At 54.6% G+C, this 15,417-nt stretch carries 16 protein-coding genes; 11 read left to right on the top strand and 5 right to left on the bottom strand.

Going from position 1 to position 15,417, the window contains the following annotated elements; all coding sequences use genetic code 11:
- Positions 1-51: 51 nt before the first annotated feature.
- Positions 52-729, bottom strand: coding sequence for a 50S ribosomal protein L1 (gene rplA, locus SH528x_RS06035; RefSeq protein WP_442509623.1), 678 nt, complete (start codon positions 727-729; stop codon positions 52-54).
- Positions 730-990: 261 nt separating this feature from the next.
- Between rplA and SH528x_RS06030 the strand changes: the two genes are divergently transcribed.
- The 4 genes from SH528x_RS06030 (at position 991) to recJ (ending at position 4,104) form a co-directional block, all read left to right on the top strand.
- Complete coding sequence (locus SH528x_RS06030; RefSeq protein ID WP_442509622.1) at positions 991-1,395, top strand: 4a-hydroxytetrahydrobiopterin dehydratase; 405 nt, start codon at positions 991-993, stop codon at positions 1,393-1,395.
- Positions 1,396-1,452: 57 nt separating this feature from the next.
- On the top strand, positions 1,453-1,785 hold the full coding sequence (locus SH528x_RS06025; RefSeq protein ID WP_442509621.1) for a hypothetical protein: 333 nt from the start codon (positions 1,453-1,455) through the stop codon (positions 1,783-1,785).
- Positions 1,786-1,913: 128 nt separating this feature from the next.
- Positions 1,914-2,081 carry a 50S ribosomal protein L33 gene (gene rpmG, locus SH528x_RS06020; protein ID WP_339946557.1) on the top strand — a complete coding sequence of 56 codons (168 nt, stop codon included), beginning with the start codon at positions 1,914-1,916 and terminating at the stop codon, positions 2,079-2,081.
- 223 nt (positions 2,082-2,304) lie between these two features.
- The gene (recJ, locus tag SH528x_RS06015; RefSeq protein ID WP_442509620.1) at positions 2,305-4,104 is read left to right on the top strand and encodes a single-stranded-DNA-specific exonuclease RecJ; all 1,800 of its coding nucleotides are present in this window, start codon (positions 2,305-2,307) and stop codon (positions 4,102-4,104) included.
- A gap of 292 nt (positions 4,105-4,396) precedes the next feature.
- Here the strand turns inward: recJ and SH528x_RS06010 are convergent, their stop codons facing one another.
- The 3 genes from SH528x_RS06010 to SH528x_RS06000 all read right to left on the bottom strand — a co-directional run bounded on the left by SH528x_RS06010 (position 4,397) and on the right by SH528x_RS06000 (position 7,698).
- Positions 4,397-5,275 (bottom strand): hypothetical protein, encoded by an 879-nt coding sequence (locus SH528x_RS06010; RefSeq protein ID WP_442509619.1) that lies wholly within the window; start codon positions 5,273-5,275, stop codon positions 4,397-4,399.
- A gap of 329 nt (positions 5,276-5,604) precedes the next feature.
- Positions 5,605-6,831: a purple acid phosphatase family protein gene (locus SH528x_RS06005; RefSeq protein ID WP_442509618.1), complete on the bottom strand. Its 1,227-nt coding sequence runs from the start codon at positions 6,829-6,831 to the stop codon at positions 5,605-5,607.
- 3 nt (positions 6,832-6,834) lie between these two features.
- Positions 6,835-7,698: a hypothetical protein gene (locus SH528x_RS06000; RefSeq protein ID WP_442509617.1), complete on the bottom strand. Its 864-nt coding sequence runs from the start codon at positions 7,696-7,698 to the stop codon at positions 6,835-6,837.
- A 262-nt stretch (positions 7,699-7,960) separates the two neighbouring features.
- On the opposite strand from SH528x_RS06000, the gene SH528x_RS05995 reads away from it, so the two are divergent.
- The 7 genes from SH528x_RS05995 to SH528x_RS05965 all read left to right on the top strand — a co-directional run bounded on the left by SH528x_RS05995 (position 7,961) and on the right by SH528x_RS05965 (position 14,712).
- Complete coding sequence (locus SH528x_RS05995; protein WP_442509616.1) at positions 7,961-9,391, top strand: hypothetical protein; 1,431 nt, start codon at positions 7,961-7,963, stop codon at positions 9,389-9,391.
- A 439-nt stretch (positions 9,392-9,830) separates the two neighbouring features.
- Positions 9,831-11,111: a hypothetical protein gene (locus SH528x_RS05990; protein ID WP_442512087.1), complete on the top strand. Its 1,281-nt coding sequence runs from the start codon at positions 9,831-9,833 to the stop codon at positions 11,109-11,111.
- A gap of 244 nt (positions 11,112-11,355) precedes the next feature.
- Entirely contained in the window at positions 11,356-11,571 is a 216-nt protein-coding gene (locus tag SH528x_RS05985) for a small basic protein (protein ID WP_442509615.1), read from the top strand.
- 415 nt (positions 11,572-11,986) lie between these two features.
- A complete protein-coding gene (locus SH528x_RS05980) occupies positions 11,987-12,979 on the top strand; it encodes an acyl-CoA desaturase (RefSeq protein WP_442512086.1) in 993 nt (330 codons plus the stop codon).
- Positions 12,980-12,982: 3 nt separating this feature from the next.
- Positions 12,983-14,071, top strand: coding sequence for an endonuclease/exonuclease/phosphatase family protein (locus SH528x_RS05975; protein WP_442509614.1), 1,089 nt, complete (start codon positions 12,983-12,985; stop codon positions 14,069-14,071).
- Positions 14,071-14,343, top strand: coding sequence for an RNA-binding S4 domain-containing protein (locus SH528x_RS05970; protein ID WP_442509613.1), 273 nt, complete (start codon positions 14,071-14,073; stop codon positions 14,341-14,343). Before SH528x_RS05975 ends, SH528x_RS05970 begins: the two co-directional genes overlap by 1 nt.
- A 33-nt stretch (positions 14,344-14,376) precedes the next feature.
- Positions 14,377-14,712 carry a cupin domain-containing protein gene (locus SH528x_RS05965; RefSeq protein WP_442509612.1) on the top strand — a complete coding sequence of 112 codons (336 nt, stop codon included), beginning with the start codon at positions 14,377-14,379 and terminating at the stop codon, positions 14,710-14,712.
- 55 nt (positions 14,713-14,767) lie between these two features.
- Here SH528x_RS05965 and SH528x_RS05960 read toward each other — a convergent pair whose 3' ends face one another.
- Positions 14,768-15,100: a hypothetical protein gene (locus tag SH528x_RS05960; protein WP_442509611.1), complete on the bottom strand. Its 333-nt coding sequence runs from the start codon at positions 15,098-15,100 to the stop codon at positions 14,768-14,770.
- Positions 15,101-15,417 lie beyond the last annotated feature (317 nt).

The following is a 15,417-nucleotide window of genomic DNA, read 5'->3' as shown; positions in this document are numbered from 1 at the left end:
TTTGTGCGACAGAACGTCTAGTTCAAAAAGCCTGATACTCTAAAAGACTTGCTAGTACGCAACTCTCACACTGGGGCTCATCGTTGCACAGATGGCAACGCCTTTAATGTAAGTGCCCTTGACGGATTGTGGTTTCATGCCGCTGACAAAGTCAACGAATGCGGTGATGTTTTCGGTAAGCTTCTGTGGTTCGAAGCTCATCTTGCCGACCATCGCGTGGACGTTACCGCCCTTGTCGTTACGAAACTCGACTTTACCAGCCTTGTATTCGCCAACAACCTTTGCAACATCAGGGGTGACCGTTCCCGCACGCGGGCTAGGCATCAATCCACGAGGACCGAGGACACGACCAAGCGGTCCAACGAGACCCATCATGTCAGGGGCGGCGATACAAACATCAAAGTCTGTCCAACCGTCTTTGATTTTTTTAGCCAAGTCTTCTTGACCTACTTCGTCGGCACCAGCTTCTTCAGCTGCCTTAGCCGCATCGCCCTTGGCGAACACGACAACTCGCTGAGTCTTGCCGATTCCGTTTGGCAACACAATGCTGCCACGGATGATTTGATCCGCTTGGTTCGGGTCAACGCCCAAACGCATGTGCACTTCGACCGTTTGGTCAAACTTGGTCAAATCGTATTTTTTGAGTGTGTCAACTGCTTCGCTGAGCGGCAGCAGGTTTGCAGGCTGCTTTGCGAGCGCTGCACGATAACGCTTGGATTTTTTACCCATAGGGTCGCGACTCTCTTATATGTCGGGTGGTTCGGCGAGGTCACCTGGCCCTTCCGATGCACACGGTGACCGCATGGTTGCGATTCACAGCACGCCGGATGGCGGCAAACTCTCCCACTTATAAAACGCAAGATTTGCTCTCACGAAGCGGGAGAATGTCGTCCATTCATTTCGCGACGTCAACGGCAAACAATGCTTCTTGATCTAGTTTTTTGTAAGATTCTTATAATTCTTACTGAACCGAACCTTCTGGATCGTCAAATGACCACGTCAAAATCAAATCCAACCGATGCTTCTGGATCAGATTCCCGAGAAAACGCAGATTCCCTCCGCGCCGCGAAGTGTGTGCCATGCGAAGGTGGCGTGCCGACGCTATCTCGCGAAGAAGCGACCGAATTACTCAAGGCCATTCCAGAGTGGGAGCTCGCCTCGGATGCAAAACGCATCTCACGCACGCTGAAATGCCGGAATTTTGTCGATGCCGTTGCTCGCATCAACCAGATTTCGGTATTGGCAGAAGAGCAGCAACATCATCCCGACCTGCACCTGACTGGTTACCGGATGCTGGCGATCGAGCTGACAACGCACGCGATCGACGGCCTGAGCCGCAATGACTTTGTTGTCGCTGCAAAAATCGACCCGCTGTTGGTGAAGCAACCCAAGTAAATTCCGACTTGAAGCCTGTCCCAACAATCCACCTAACCCTTCGGACCAAAATCTCCCGTGATTGAAATTGCCCGCCACCGCGCACTCGCACTGCTGTCGGAATGCACCGGCGACGAAATATGGAGTGTCGAGCATTGCCGCCTCCGGCGTGTCCCCGAAAGCTGGATCGAAGAGTATCGCGAGGCGTTTGAGTCGGGATTTCGGTCGGACAGCCAGACGATTTACGTCGGCGAACAGCAGGTAAATCAATATTTTGGGGTTCGCGATGTCGACCTGGCGGTCCGAATCGGCCGATCATTGGGGTTGGATGTGGACCGAATCACGGCCAATTCGCTCAGCCGGCGTGGGGTCGTTTTGTCGATCAAAGAGGCGATCATGGAAGGGGAATAAGCTTTTTACGCGAAAGCGACTTGCCCAAGTTGATAGTTTCCTGCCATAATCCCAGGCCCGAAAGACGTTAACGCAACGATTACCTTTCGCTCACACACACATTGTGATTTAGATAAGAGAGAGTTTCGATGGCTGGTCGCAGCAAGAAAAAAGCAGATACCGTGTTCCTCGTTTGCGAAGAAACCGGAGATTACAACTACACACTTCAACGCAAAGCAGGCGGTGAAAAGCTTCGTTTGAAGAAGTACAGCTCGCGTCTTCGCAAGCACACATGGCACGTTGAAAAGAAGAAGTAACACTCTTCGCCCGAACGACCGATCGCGTTTTCTTAACGCAAACAATTTGGAGTTGGAGCTACAGCGAAAGTCGCCACGATTTTCGCTTGCGCATGCAGCAACCAAACCGTCAACAAGTTTTGTTGCTCAAAAACAGCCAGCCCCCTCGGTGATTTCGCTCTGATTCTCACCAATTTTTCGCCCCCTCTCTTTATTCGCCCCCTCTCTTTAGCGGAGTCTAAGGATGCAGCGCCGATGGCGAATCATCCCCCACGATGCTTCCCGCGTGCAGCAACTCGCTGTTTCCGCTCGGGTTCCCGCTGTGGTCGCTCAACTTCTTGTCAGCCGAGGCATCTACAACGCCAACGATGCGGCCCAGTTTCTGAGCACAAAGCTGAAAGATCTGCGAGACCCCAAAGAATTGCCGGGGGTGATCGAGGCGACTCAAATTGTCGTGGATGCAATTCGCGACCAATTGCCGATCACGATCTATGGCGATTACGACTGTGACGGCATGACTGGCACTGCGATCCTAGTCAACGGACTGCGATTGATGCGGGCCGACGTAAGCTATCATGTGCCGAACCGACTCGAAGACGGCTACGGACTCAACGAGGCGGCAATTCGCAAGCTAGCTGATCGCGGGAAAAAGCTGATCATTTCCGTCGACTGCGGCATCACCAGCCGACAACATGCGGAACTGTGTCGCGAATTGGGGGTGAAACTGATCATCACCGATCACCACACCATTGATGGCGAACTTCCGCGGGCCGATGCGGTGGTCCACCCGCGACTTCCCGGCACGAACTATCCCTTCGGCGAGTTGTGTGGCGCCGGAGTTGCATTCAAGCTCGCCTGGGCAATCTGCCAACAAGTGGCTGGCAGCGATAAAGTCACAGAACCGATGCGTCGCTACCTGATGCAATCGCTAGCGTTAGCCGCGATCGGCACAGTGGCGGATGTCGTACCGCTATTGGACGAAAACCGCGTGCTGGTCGAACACGGACTAAAAACACTTCGCGCCCAACCGCTGCCGGGGCTCGCGGAGCTGATGAAAATCACCAAGATCGACCAAGCTTCGTCGGTCACGTCGGACAGCATCGCGTTTACGATCGCACCACGGCTGAACGCTGCAGGCCGGCTCGGCCAAGCTCAATTGGCAGTCGAGCTACTCACAACCCCGGGCGGGGAAAGAGCCGAAGCGCTCGCCGAGTACATCCACCAACTGAACAACGACCGCGACACGCTGCAGCGAAGCGTTAACCTGGCGGCACAGAAGCAGGCGAAGGAAGAATTCGATGTGGAGGCAGACGCCGCATTAGTCTTGGCCGGAGTCGGCTGGCACCCCGGCGTGATCGGCGTCGTCGCTGGTCGAATGGCCGAGAAGCACGCCAAGCCTGTGCTGATCCTGTCGATGGACGCCACGGGAAAAACCCAGGCAGTGGGCTCGGGGCGTGTCGGTGGAACCGGCATCGATTTACACGCTGCATTGAGCGAATGCAGTGAGCGATTGATTAAGTTTGGCGGGCACAAAGCAGCAGCGGGACTGACGATCGAAGAGGACCAAATTGACGCGTTTCGCGGTGATTTCTGCGAAGCCATTGCTCGACAATGGTCCGAGCGCGACATTGTGCCAGAGATTGTCATCGATGCGGAAGCATCGTTTGGACAGCTGAACCTCGAAACGGTCAAGCAGATCGAAACACTCGCCCCCTTTGGCGCGGGTAATCCGCGGCCGACGCTGTTTTGCGGCAACATCGAACTCGATGAACCGGCCAAGCGAATGGGAGGCGGTGATCGCCACCTGAGTGTCAAACTTCGCCAGGGAACCAAAACGATTCGCGGCGTTGCCTTCAGTGCCGGCGATTGGTGTGACGCACTGAACGAAACCAAAGGGACGATCGAAATTGCCTATCGACCCGTGATCAACGAGTTTCGCGGTTTCCGCAAGGTCGAGGTCCACTTAGTCGATTGGCGACCGAGCAACCGTAGTGATGGGGCGGCGCCGCGAACAACAAACGTCGACAGTCTCGTGGATGCGTAAGGTCACGGCTCGCTGCGCTAAGCAGTTAGGCGAGAGTCTTTCAATAAATTGGCCGTTTTGGCGCCAGCCACGGTTCCGGCGCTGAACCGGGGCTAGCGCCAAAACGGCTAACGGGATTTCACCCAATGATTCCTGCCTACCCGCAAAGCCGGGCGTAGCAACGGCGACTTGAGCTGAGACCAAACGAAAGCGGGGCAGACCCCTTGTCAGAGCCTGCCCCTTTCGGCGCGACGGAGCGCTTCGCCGGCAGCCGAAGCTTACGTTTTCCAGGAGCCTTTTCAGGCCACTTAGACTAGTTTTCTGTGCCGGAAGCTGGGGCACCGCGACCGCCACGATCTCCACCACGACCGCCACGATCGCCGCCTCGATCACCACCGCGACCGAACCCACCACGGCCACCGTCAGCACCTGGTGCACCGCCACGATCGCCACCACGCATCCCGCCGCCTTGAAGACCTTCAGGCATTTCGAACTTTTCGCCTTTCATCTTCTCGAACGTAGTCTTCTGACTGGCAGTCAACACAGCCAAGACTTGGGTTTCAATGTCTTCGCGGACCTTGCCGAATGCTTCACGCATCTTGTCGCGGTCACCCGAGGCCATCAGTTCACGCATTTTTTCTCGCATCTCAGTTTGGATTTTTTCGCGAGTTTCTTCCAGCTCTTTCTTCTGAGCGTCGGTGACTTTGAGTTCTTTCTGAACTTCTTCGTTGGCAAGAGCGGCAACACCTTGAACTTGGATCGAGATTTCTTTCAAGCGTGTCAGTTGTCCTGGCAACAGCACTTCCTCGAGCTGCTCACGCATTTTATCGCTGCGAACTTTGCGCTCATCTTGCATCTTCTTGAAGTATTCAGCACGCTCATCTTCACTTGCGTTTCGGAAATCGAAATCGGGTCGTCCCCCACGATCACCGCCATCGTCACGGATCTTCTTAAGTGCCTCGGCTTGGTCGGGCATCAGTTCGATTTCCTCACGAACCTTTTCGTTCATCAGCAAACCAAAGGTCGGGTCTCCGCCGCCCGCTCCGCCAGGACCACCTGCTCCGCCTCGGCCGCCGAAACCACCACGATCACCACCGCCACGACGGCCACCTTCTTGTGCCATCGCATCGCCAATCAACATTGCCGATAGCGCTACCGCTACAAGGCCAAACGCAACGAACTTCATCTTCATTTGAAATAATCCCAGAACGAGTAAGAGGAGCTGCTCTATTTTTTGTTAGTGAAAGGGCCTAGACCTACACTGCGACGTCGGCCACCAAGACATGAAACCAACCAAACCTCGGAAGGTTTCGGTCGTTTCACAAAAGGGAGAAAAAAGCAGGATTTAGGCCACTTTTCGATGAACGCCACCAAAAGTCGCTCGCCCCCAGACTTTTGCCTGGAATTGCACTGCTTGCGAGGCTCCCGCCCCGTCAATTCTCGATCGGTAGGCGGGAACCTGCAATTCATTGGGTTCCCAGGCAGGAGTCTGAGAGCCAGTCAAAAATTGGCCAATTGGAGCTAATTCGCTCGGACCGGACGCTGGAACGAATCTCGAATCTCGCCTCCCAGCAAGACGCATTTCCCCACAATCGCATCCTCCGTGAACGTCAACACGAAGACGTGGCTACCCTTGTCCGCCATCCCGGGCGACTGCAAGAACCAACGATCGTTTTTGGGAGTTCGTTGGGCCACCCCCAGCCCGCCTTCGCCGATATAGACCACGCCGCTCTCGTCGTGTTTCCCATCGCGGATGGGCACCGTCCGCTTGATGTTGTGACCGTCGGCTTCGCATACCAGATCCACGTTGTATTGCTCGAACAGCGGCACCCAACTTTGAAGAGCCGTGCTCGGCGTTTTGACAGCGGGGAAGGCAGGACGGTGATATTGGGCAACAACCCAGCGGTGAGCGGGACGCGCAGAAGCAAGCTCGCCTTGCAGCCACTTTGCCTGGCTGCCAGCGGTGCTGGTTTCCGTATTGAGCGTGATGAACCTCGTGGTCGGCGTTAGGTTCAAGGCGTAATAGTTTTTGTCGCCGTCGGGAAATCCAAAGACTTCGTTAAACGGTTTCCCCGTGTCGTGGTTGCCTCGCGCCGGAATCACAGGCAACAATCGATTGTCGTCCGTTACCGTCAATTCGTGATCCGACAACCACTCGGACCACTGAGCAACATTTGGCCCGCTAACGATATAGTCACCCCCATGAACAAGTGCCAAGATATCATCAGCCGGATCCTCGTTGGCAAATGATTGGCTCACCATCTGAGCGATCATCTGGTTCACCTTGCGACGTTCTTGCTGATCGCTCCGAGAGTCGCCGCCATTCAATAAACTGAAAGCCCGATCTCGGCCCGGAGCCGTCAAGAAGTAAAATACAGGCGACACTTCGTCATCGCTGATCATTTGCACTTCGTAGCGGGTCGCCGGTTTCAGCCCCGTCAATTCGACATGGTGGTAATAGAGTTCGGCTTGACCGCCCGTGAAGCGACCACTGTTTGCCGCGACGATGCCTTCGTCGCGATCGCTCCCTTTGACCCGGTAACGCACCGTGTGCTGATTACCTGGTTCGGCGGTACTCCAAGAAATCGTTGCCGATGTCGCGGGATCCGACCTCCATGTCACTCGCCAATGCGCAGGCTTGGTTCCCACCAGCGATGCATCCGCGTATAGACTTTCCCTTGCAGCGAGGCAAAACAGTCCAAGACAACTGACAAAACAAAACGAGGCAAACGAAGACTTTGGATTCATGGACTAGGCCAATTGCTCGGAGGGAGGTGGGGAAGGCGAGGAAGCACGATTGTACATCAACTTCCCGCGCGGAGCTAACACCGTTGCCGCCAAAACCAATCCGAAAGGCACACCACCATTGGCCGCCCGAATCAAGGTTTCTGGCCAAGCGTCCACCCCGAATGCGGTCATCCGACTCAACGCCGTGATCACGCCCCAGCACGCCATATAGACGGGAACGGCACGCCAACGCGTCGCGATCAACAGCACGCCCGCAGCGATGTCGATCAGCCCGATCGCCCATAACACTCGCTCTGCGACCACTTGCTCAACCTGCATCGCAGACCACTTGGCGTCGGAGAGCAGGATCAGATCGGTGAAGGGGCCATACAACTGCATCGCCTTGTATCCATGCACGATGAAGGTGGCTGCAGTGGCAATACGCAGCACCCACCATCCAGCGGAACTCGTCCGCAGAATCGAAAACAACAACAACGCCAAGGGCAAACCGTATCGTACCGCGTGCTCACCGAGCGATAGTTCGGTGAACACATCCCCACGGATCATGAAAATCAGGGCAAGCAAAAACGTCCACACGAAGATCCATGCCAACGAGACACGGAAAACCAGCAGTCGAAACCAAGGACGCGATGCCGGCAGCGATAGCGACTCCGTTGCGGTCAGCCCCACCAAAATTGCGGCTGCACAACATCCCAATGTGCCGAGATCATCCACTCGCTGGGCGATGGACTCCGGCCAACCCCAGTCAAAATAAAGCAAACCGTAAACGTCGCTTTCGGTTTCATTGGTCGACCAGTAATACCGTCCCGCCAAACCAAGGCACTGCATTATCAAGACAAAAACGAGCCAGCGATAAACCCCCTTCATTTAGCGATTTCCCATGCCGAATGCTCGGGTGGATGGGCTCGAATGTTGATCGAATCGACGACGTCTTCTATTCACGCTGGCTTCCCTGTTTTTTGTTCGTAAAATTTGCGGCCACTTGCGTTATCATGCCGACTCCGCCGGCGAGGTACCATAATACACCATGCGGGAATCCATGCTGAAGTCGCTGCCCTCGACTCGTCGCTCCCCCTTTGCCGACCACTGCCCCCTTCCCGCGACGTTCACCCTAGCCCAAAACATTTTCATGAAAACTGTTGTCAACATTAGCTTACCCTTCGCGTTGATCCTTGGCTCCGTTGCGACTGCGGGCGACTACACAATTGTGGTTAATCGCGAGACCAACCAGGATGCGAAGTGGCAACGCGTCGTTGAGGCACTCGTCCAAAAACACGCTGATGCAAATGTAGTGCAGTGGGAACACAACGTAGGGGAGTGCATCGCAGTGCTGCGGAAACAACATCCGCGATACACCTGTTTCGTCGCGACATCGCCGCAAGCCAACCGCAACTTTGTCGCCGCGGTTCATCAAATGACTCGGCAATTTGATTCAGACCCGTTCACCGATACTCAGTGGGGCATCCTGACGGGATTCGACGCCGCAGGGACGCTAAAAACAGCTCAGCAAAACGAACCGTTGGTCGTATCGCATGTCGCTGCAGGCACCGAGGTTGCATTAGAGATGTGCAGCTCTGGCGTCTGGTTTGATGAACTGGTGAAATCCAAAAAAGTCAGTAAAGCAAGCGGGGAAACGGCCCTGCAGCAGCAAGGGCCTGCGGACACGACGCACGCTTTAGCAAAATCACTTAGCGATGACACCGCCGATTTGTTTGTGACGTCCGGCCACGCCACTCAGAGAGACTGGCAGATTGGATTCCGCTATCGCAACGGAACGTTTCAATCCAAAGCGGGCAAAATGTTTGGCGTCACCACCGATGGCGAACGCTTTGAGATTCAATCCGCCAATCCCAAAGTCTACTTGGCCGTGGGCAACTGCTTGATGGGCGACATTGATGGGCCCGACGCAATGGCGCTGGCGTGGATGAACAATCTGGGCGTTCGGCAAATGGTCGGCTACACCGTCGTCACTTGGTACGGTTACGGCGGCTGGGGATTGCTCGATTACTTCGTCGAACAACCGGGTCGTTACACACTCGGCGAAGCGTTCCATGTGAACCAGCATGCTTTGATTCATCGCCTGGACACCTGCTTTGACAACATTGTGGACGCCGAATTTCAAGTGGGGTCACGCCCCAACGTTAGCACCGCTCCCAACATCCATGGAAAATCGCTTGGGCTGACGGCTCAAGATGGTGCTGGGTTGCTGTGGGACCGCGATGTCGTTGCCTTTTACGGCGACCCGGCGTGGCAGGCTCGGATGGCGGAACAGCCCAAGGCGTACGACCAAAAACTGACGATCGACGGCGACCGCTATACGCTGGTGATCACGCCAAATCGGGGCGAAGACTCGTTCAAACCGATCAACACCAATGGGGCTCAGCGAGGCTGGCGGCCGATCCTCGAATTGCTGCCTCACCGCATCGGTCAGATCCAACTGATTGACGGCGATGCGCTAAACCCCGTGATCACGGATGATTTCATCCTGGTGCCCAATCCACGCGATTGTGACCCGAGCCGTGACTATAGGATCGAATTCACAGCGACGCGATTGAATTAAACGACGGTGTAACGCCACAATCCAGAGGGCCACAATCCAAAGGCACGTCAAATCGTCGCAGGGGGCCAAAACACGCACAAAAGCCCGCAAAACAACGCCCCACCGCAAAACAACGCCCCACCGCGAAACCTGCACCTTGACGTGCAGATTAGCTCGTTGTAGTTTAATTGTGTAGGCTTGGTGCTGAGCGTCCAGAGAATCGCTCTTAGAGAACTGCGTGAATGTTCGACGGGTCTGGAATGCCGCGCGTGACCTTTGGTACGCAGCGTCCAAAATGCTTAGCGTTTTTTCCTGCCTTAGCACAGAGCCGCACCGCTACAAACAGAAGCAGGCGATACACGCTTGCATCCTGCCCGCCTTGGTCACCGACGAGGACCTTATGAACGTGCTTATTCAGCATCCATTCCGCTCCGAATCACGCCGTATCCTGTGTGGGGTGATGGCACTGATGTCCAGCTTTCTGTGTGGTGGAAACGCGAACGCTCAAAGGGATTCGTTTGAGGGGCCTCCGATCAATTACCTGACCGCTCCGACAAACGATCCGGTCACGCAGCTTGCTGCAAAAGTCGAAGCGGGCGAGATTAAGCTGAGTTACGACCAAAAACACGGTTACCTGAAATCGGTTCTCGAGGCGCTCGAGGTGCCGGTCAGCTCGCAAACGCTGGTGTTTTCCAAGACGAGTCTGCAACTTCGACGCATCACCCCCCATCGGCCTCGGGCACTTTACTTCAACGACGATGTTTACGTCGGCTGGTGCCAACGAGGCGATGTGATCGAGTTTGCGGCGACCGACGCCAAGCAAGGGGCGATGTTTTATACGCTCAGCCAAACGCAGGACGGACCGCCTAAATTCGTGCGAGACCGAGGGCAATGTTTGACCTGTCACGCGTCAAGCCGGACTCAAAACGTCCCGGGCTATCTAGTCCGCAGCGTGTTTGCGGATTCCGGCGGTCAACCGATCCTCGGCAGCGGCACGTACAACACGGACCAAACCAGTCCGTTTGAGGAACGATGGGGCGGTTGGTATGTGACGGGAACCCATGGCGACATGCGACACATGGGAAACATCACGTACGAAGAAGATGACACCGATGGCGACCGCGAAGCGGGAGCCAATCGCGAGTCGCTCGAAGGCATCGTGTCGACCGAGCCGTACTTGTCGCCGCACAGTGATTTGGTCGCCTTGATGGTGCTCGAGCATCAAACCCAAATGCATAATGCGATCGCGGCGGCCAACTACGAGACTCGCGAAGCGATCCATCAGTCGTATCAGATGAATGAGTTTCTCGAGCGAGCTCCCGATCACTTGAGCGAGAGTGCGTTGAGAAGAATCGCCTCGTCCGCCGAACGCGTGGTCCATCACATGTTGATGTGTGACGAATTTGCCCTGACATCGCCGGTGCAGGGAACGAGTACGTTTGTCGAGGATTTTTCGGCCAAAGGCATTCGCGATTCGGGAGGCCGATCGCTGCGTGATCTCGATCTGAACACGCGATTGTTCCGTTATCCGTGCAGCTATCTGATTTATTCGGACGCCTTTGATAATTTGCCAGAACAAGTCCGTAGCACGATCATTGACCAATTGACTGCCATTTTGGAGAACAAAGTCGATGAGCCCGAGTTTGCCCATTTGACACCAGCGATGCGATCCGAAATTTTGGCAATCCTGCGGCAGACGAAGCCTGAGTTTGCCGACAAAAAGGAAACCAGTTCGCTGTAATGAGCTTTGAAAGGCCGAAACGCTTCGCGAGTTCCGCTACGCCCCCTAACAGGGGCAGAAAGCAGCGACGGTCTGATCAGGAAAAAACGCTGGCAGGGGGCCATCCAGCGGGCGTTTTAGGGATTTTGGCAGGAAACGGAGAAGTCAACTTGTCAAAAATCGCCAAACCCGCTATTTTCCAAGGCCCTTAAACATTCAATTTAATCCCTCTCTCGAATCTGACCGACTGAGCCGCAATATGACCATGGATCGCAGCCTCAAGGTGCAAGCCGGGGCAATCAAGTCGCGAAACGTGTTAACTCGGGCTGAGCGAATCGCTCGCCTGACTGAACTGGACCGTTTTGACCCTGAAGCCAACATCGTTGGTATGGCGAAAGTGCGCGTTCCTAAAGTTTCACTGAAGCGAAAGAAGAAAGTGAAGAAGGAAGAAGATCCCAAGGATGCCAAGAAGAAGAAGTAGTGGTTTTTGCGACTGCCCTCGATTTCTTTTTGGGAGCAGCCAACCTCACTTCGGCAACTTTTTGCGTGGTTTCTTGATTCAGCCCGCCCAACGGCAGTTCTGTAGTTAAAATCAGAGCACCGGTTTTAGGCGAGGTTTTGCGGAAATCGCGAACATCATCGGACCAATCTTGCCTTACGCATTACAGTAAAGCCGGTCGAGTAACACGTAGTGAACTCGGTCGGCTTTTTTTATCGATTTGGATCCAGATTTTCGGTGTCGTCACTAGACCCGATGGGAATGTTGAAGAAACATGGATGGAATGAACCACCCTCAACAAACCGCCACCGAGCCAGACACCATGTCGACGCCGAATTCCGTCTCCACGGTGCAAGACCCCGTCGAGAGCGATCGTGCGACCAAGCCAACCGACCTGATGCCAGCAAGCTCCGAGAGCGATGTTTGCGATTCAGTGCTGCCCGACTCGGGAATTGATCCGCAACAATTGCCTCGTCCGGATGAGACTCAGCCGCTGACGATTTTGTGGCAGTACGTAATCGTGCTGTCATCGATCCATTTGGTTGCCCTGCTGGCATTTCTACCCTTCAGCTTCAGCTACCTGTTTACTTGGTCGGGCTTAGTGCTGGGGATTCTTGGGCATTTCACATTTGGGATGCTGGGGATCACGGTGGGATACCACCGATTGCTGACGCATCGTGGATTCACATGCCCCAAATGGCTTGAGCACACCTTTGCGATACTTGGCATGTGCAATTTGCAAGACAGCCCATCCCGCTGGGTTGCGATTCATCGCATGCATCATCAACACAGTGACCACCAACCCGATCCGCATTCACCATTGGTCAATTTCCTGTGGGGACACATGGGGTGGGTGGTTTGTCGCCACAAAACCTTGGACCGTACAAGCCATTACGAACGTTATGTCCGCGACCTGTTGCGTGATCCGTTCTACTTAAAACTCGAGCGTCGCGGCGGCTGGTTTTTCGTTTTTGTCGCCCATGCCTTGTTGATCACTGGTGCAGGAGCGATTGTTGGCTACATGGTCAGCGGCGGCCAAGCATATGAATCGTTGCGTTATGCTTACAGCTATTTTGTTTGGGCGGTTGCCGTGCGAACTGTGTTTGTACTGCATGGCACATGGGCGGTGAATTCACTTTCGCACGTCTTCGGATATCGCAATTACGAAACGCGAGACAACAGTCGCAATAATTGGCTGGTAGCGTTGTTTTCGCACGGTGAAGGCTGGCACAACAACCATCATGCTGAACCGCGGTCCGCTGCCCACGGCCATCGCTGGTACGAATTTGACATGTCATGGCGAGTGATCCAATTGCTTGAAATGGTGGGATTGGCCAAGGATGTCGTGCGGCCCAAGGCAGCTACTAAGCCGAAGCAACCTGCTAGCTAATCCATGAGCCGAATCTCTGCGGACAGAACACCAGGTACTTCACATTCGGCAGCAAGCATCCGCCAGCTAACTCGCTTGATGTTGCTCTCTAGCAGCATCGTTCTCATCGCTTTGGCGAACGCATCTCCAATTCAGGCCGAAGACATCGGCGAGTCATTGTCGGTGATGACGTGGAACCTTGAATGGTTCTACGACGAAATGTCGGGAGACAACTACAGCAAGCTCGGGCAAGAAAAATCGGCTCCCAATCGTGAAGCCTGGGAATGGAAACGCGATGCCGTTGCCAAACGGATTGCCGAGGCAAAGCCGACTATTGCGGCGTTTCAAGAAGTCGAGAACCGCCGCGTGCTGTGGTACCTGACACGGGCATTGGACCGAGATTTCTCAGTCGACTATCGGGAATCATGTCTCGAAGGCAAAGATTTCTTTACCGAACAAGACGTCGGCATTCTGTATCGCCATCCTGCCGATTTGCTACTGCAGACTCAAATGGATCGCAGCGAATCCCAATTGAGCGACAAGCGTTTCTATGATGTCACCAAACATTTGATGGCAGTGTTTCAGTTCCCGGTCGGAGACCAATTCGAACGCGTTTCGATCGTCAACGTCCACCTTCGTTCACGACCCGAAGGTGCCCCCATCCGTGCTCGCCAAGCACGACTGCTACATGCTTGGTTACAGGATTCGATTGATCGGGGCGAGAATCTAATTGTGCTCGGTGATTTCAATAGTGAAGAACCGGCAAATCGACTCAGCGTCGATAGCGAATTGGCGATTGTTGCGGGAGCGGAAACTGATTCCAGCCAAGATGATTTGATCGATCTGCATCGTTATCTCGATCCCCGAGTCACTGGAACGCACTCGATTCCGGGAAAACATTTTGACCGCATCCTGGTCAGCCGCCCGCTGATCGAAGATGATCCAAGTCGCAAAGATTTGGTGTTTCAATCCATCAAGGTGCGAGCCGATCTGAACATCCAAGGGACGCCCGATGATCCACAGCGTCACTGGGACCATTACTGGGACATTGCCGACGACGAACGAGACGTCAGTGACCATTTGCCTGTGATTGCAACGTTTGAAGTGAAATAATGAGTGACAACGATCCTGAGTTTTCCGGTCCCGAAAAAACGACCTCTGACGAGGCAAGTGCGAATGATCGCGGGCCCATCATCCGGCTAGACGACTTTCTGAAATGTCGCGGCATGGTCAGCACGGGTGGCGAAGCCAAAATCTTGATCCAAGCAGGCGACGTGTGTCTGAATGGCGAAGTCGAAACGCGGCGGCGAAAACAGCTCGTGATCGGCGACGTTATTGACTTTGATGACGAGACATTGATTGTCAACGAAACCGACTTCGATTGATCACTTCCCGATCCCTTCGCATGCAACTCTTCAATGGCGGATCCCAACACAGCAAACTTATTCAGTGACTTGCCCGACAAGCTTGCGTCGGAGCTTGTCAGCGTGCTGGTCGAAACGCCATCAATTCGGATCGAACGCATCGTTTCCACAGGCCACTGCAGTGACGAAGGATTCTGGTACGACCAACAGCAAAGCGAGTGGGTGATTGTGTTGAAGGGCGAGGCTGAGCTTCGCTTTGCCGACGGCACTCCGGCCAAAACACTTTGCCCCGGAGACCACGTCATGATCCCAGCGCATCAAAAACATCGCATTGATTGGACCTCGGCGAGCGAACCGACGGTGTGGCTTGCCGTCTTCTTTCCCGCTTAACCGGTCGTCTTGTAGTCTCGCGATCCGCAGGCGGCGACAGAATTCAAACGGCAATTCAGTCGGTCCCGAGCGAGAAGAGTTTGTTGCTCGGTGGGCGTTTGCGACAGGTAAGCGAAATCGCATCGTAATCATCGATCGCGATCGCATCAGCATCTTTGGGATCAAGCAACACGTTTTGGCCAGGGGCGTTTTTACCGTGCCGTTCGGCGGTATCCGCCATCTCGTTCAACAACGATGCTAAAAATCGGTAGGCCTCAGGGGTCCCATCAAATTCCAAATACTTGCGTTCGAAGGACGAGGCTCCGCCGCCCTGCTTGACCGATTGTTGATGCGAATAAATCCGCAAACTTCCGCTGGCTAGACTGGTGAGAAGAGATCGAACTTTCATTAATTTTCTTATGAGGGGACAAGAGTACAGGACTCTGTTGCTGAACAGGGCAGGCAACGAGTCGCTTCGTGATTAATCGAAACACGATTCTCCGGGTATCGCCCCGCGACGAAATCACGACTTTCGGTTCGGCAGTATAGCGAAAAACCCTCATCGTGCTTCGAGGCGGGTAGCGGATTTCCAGAAACCGTGCGAGCGACGAGCACCTGCTGATCCGTCTCAACATGACAAACGCGTCTCGATTTGCAAACGGCACACGAACTAGAGCGCCCCGCGAAAACGTGGCGATTTTCACGCACTGACTGACGTTCACCCCA

Origin of the sequence: Novipirellula methanifontis, assembly GCF_052161655.1 — a bacterium.
In the GTDB taxonomy this organism is placed as follows: domain Bacteria; phylum Planctomycetota; class Planctomycetia; order Pirellulales; family Pirellulaceae; genus Novipirellula.
This window is presented reverse-complemented; position numbering and strand designations above follow the sequence as displayed.

What these genes read in the sequence shown, in the direction of transcription:
- rplA (WP_442509623.1), bottom strand. Translation starts at nt 729, where the DNA reads ATGGGTAAAAAATCCAAGCGTTATCGTGCAGCGCTCGCAAAGCAGCCT.
- SH528x_RS06030 (WP_442509622.1), top strand. Translation starts at nt 991, where the DNA reads ATGACCACGTCAAAATCAAATCCAACCGATGCTTCTGGATCAGATTCC.
- rpmG (WP_339946557.1), top strand. Translation starts at nt 1,914, where the DNA reads ATGGCTGGTCGCAGCAAGAAAAAAGCAGATACCGTGTTCCTCGTTTGC.
- recJ (WP_442509620.1), top strand. Translation starts at nt 2,305, where the DNA reads ATGCAGCGCCGATGGCGAATCATCCCCCACGATGCTTCCCGCGTGCAG.
- SH528x_RS06010 (WP_442509619.1), bottom strand. Translation starts at nt 5,275, where the DNA reads ATGAAGATGAAGTTCGTTGCGTTTGGCCTTGTAGCGGTAGCGCTATCG.
- SH528x_RS06005 (WP_442509618.1), bottom strand. Translation starts at nt 6,831, where the DNA reads ATGAATCCAAAGTCTTCGTTTGCCTCGTTTTGTTTTGTCAGTTGTCTT.
- SH528x_RS06000 (WP_442509617.1), bottom strand. Translation starts at nt 7,698, where the DNA reads ATGAAGGGGGTTTATCGCTGGCTCGTTTTTGTCTTGATAATGCAGTGC.
- SH528x_RS05995 (WP_442509616.1), top strand. Translation starts at nt 7,961, where the DNA reads ATGAAAACTGTTGTCAACATTAGCTTACCCTTCGCGTTGATCCTTGGC.
- SH528x_RS05990 (WP_442512087.1), top strand. Translation starts at nt 9,831, where the DNA reads ATGGCACTGATGTCCAGCTTTCTGTGTGGTGGAAACGCGAACGCTCAA.
- SH528x_RS05985 (WP_442509615.1), top strand. Translation starts at nt 11,356, where the DNA reads ATGGATCGCAGCCTCAAGGTGCAAGCCGGGGCAATCAAGTCGCGAAAC.
- SH528x_RS05980 (WP_442512086.1), top strand. Translation starts at nt 11,987, where the DNA reads ATGCCAGCAAGCTCCGAGAGCGATGTTTGCGATTCAGTGCTGCCCGAC.
- SH528x_RS05975 (WP_442509614.1), top strand. Translation starts at nt 12,983, where the DNA reads ATGAGCCGAATCTCTGCGGACAGAACACCAGGTACTTCACATTCGGCA.
- SH528x_RS05970 (WP_442509613.1), top strand. Translation starts at nt 14,071, where the DNA reads ATGAGTGACAACGATCCTGAGTTTTCCGGTCCCGAAAAAACGACCTCT.
- SH528x_RS05965 (WP_442509612.1), top strand. Translation starts at nt 14,377, where the DNA reads ATGGCGGATCCCAACACAGCAAACTTATTCAGTGACTTGCCCGACAAG.
- SH528x_RS05960 (WP_442509611.1), bottom strand. Translation starts at nt 15,100, where the DNA reads ATGAAAGTTCGATCTCTTCTCACCAGTCTAGCCAGCGGAAGTTTGCGG.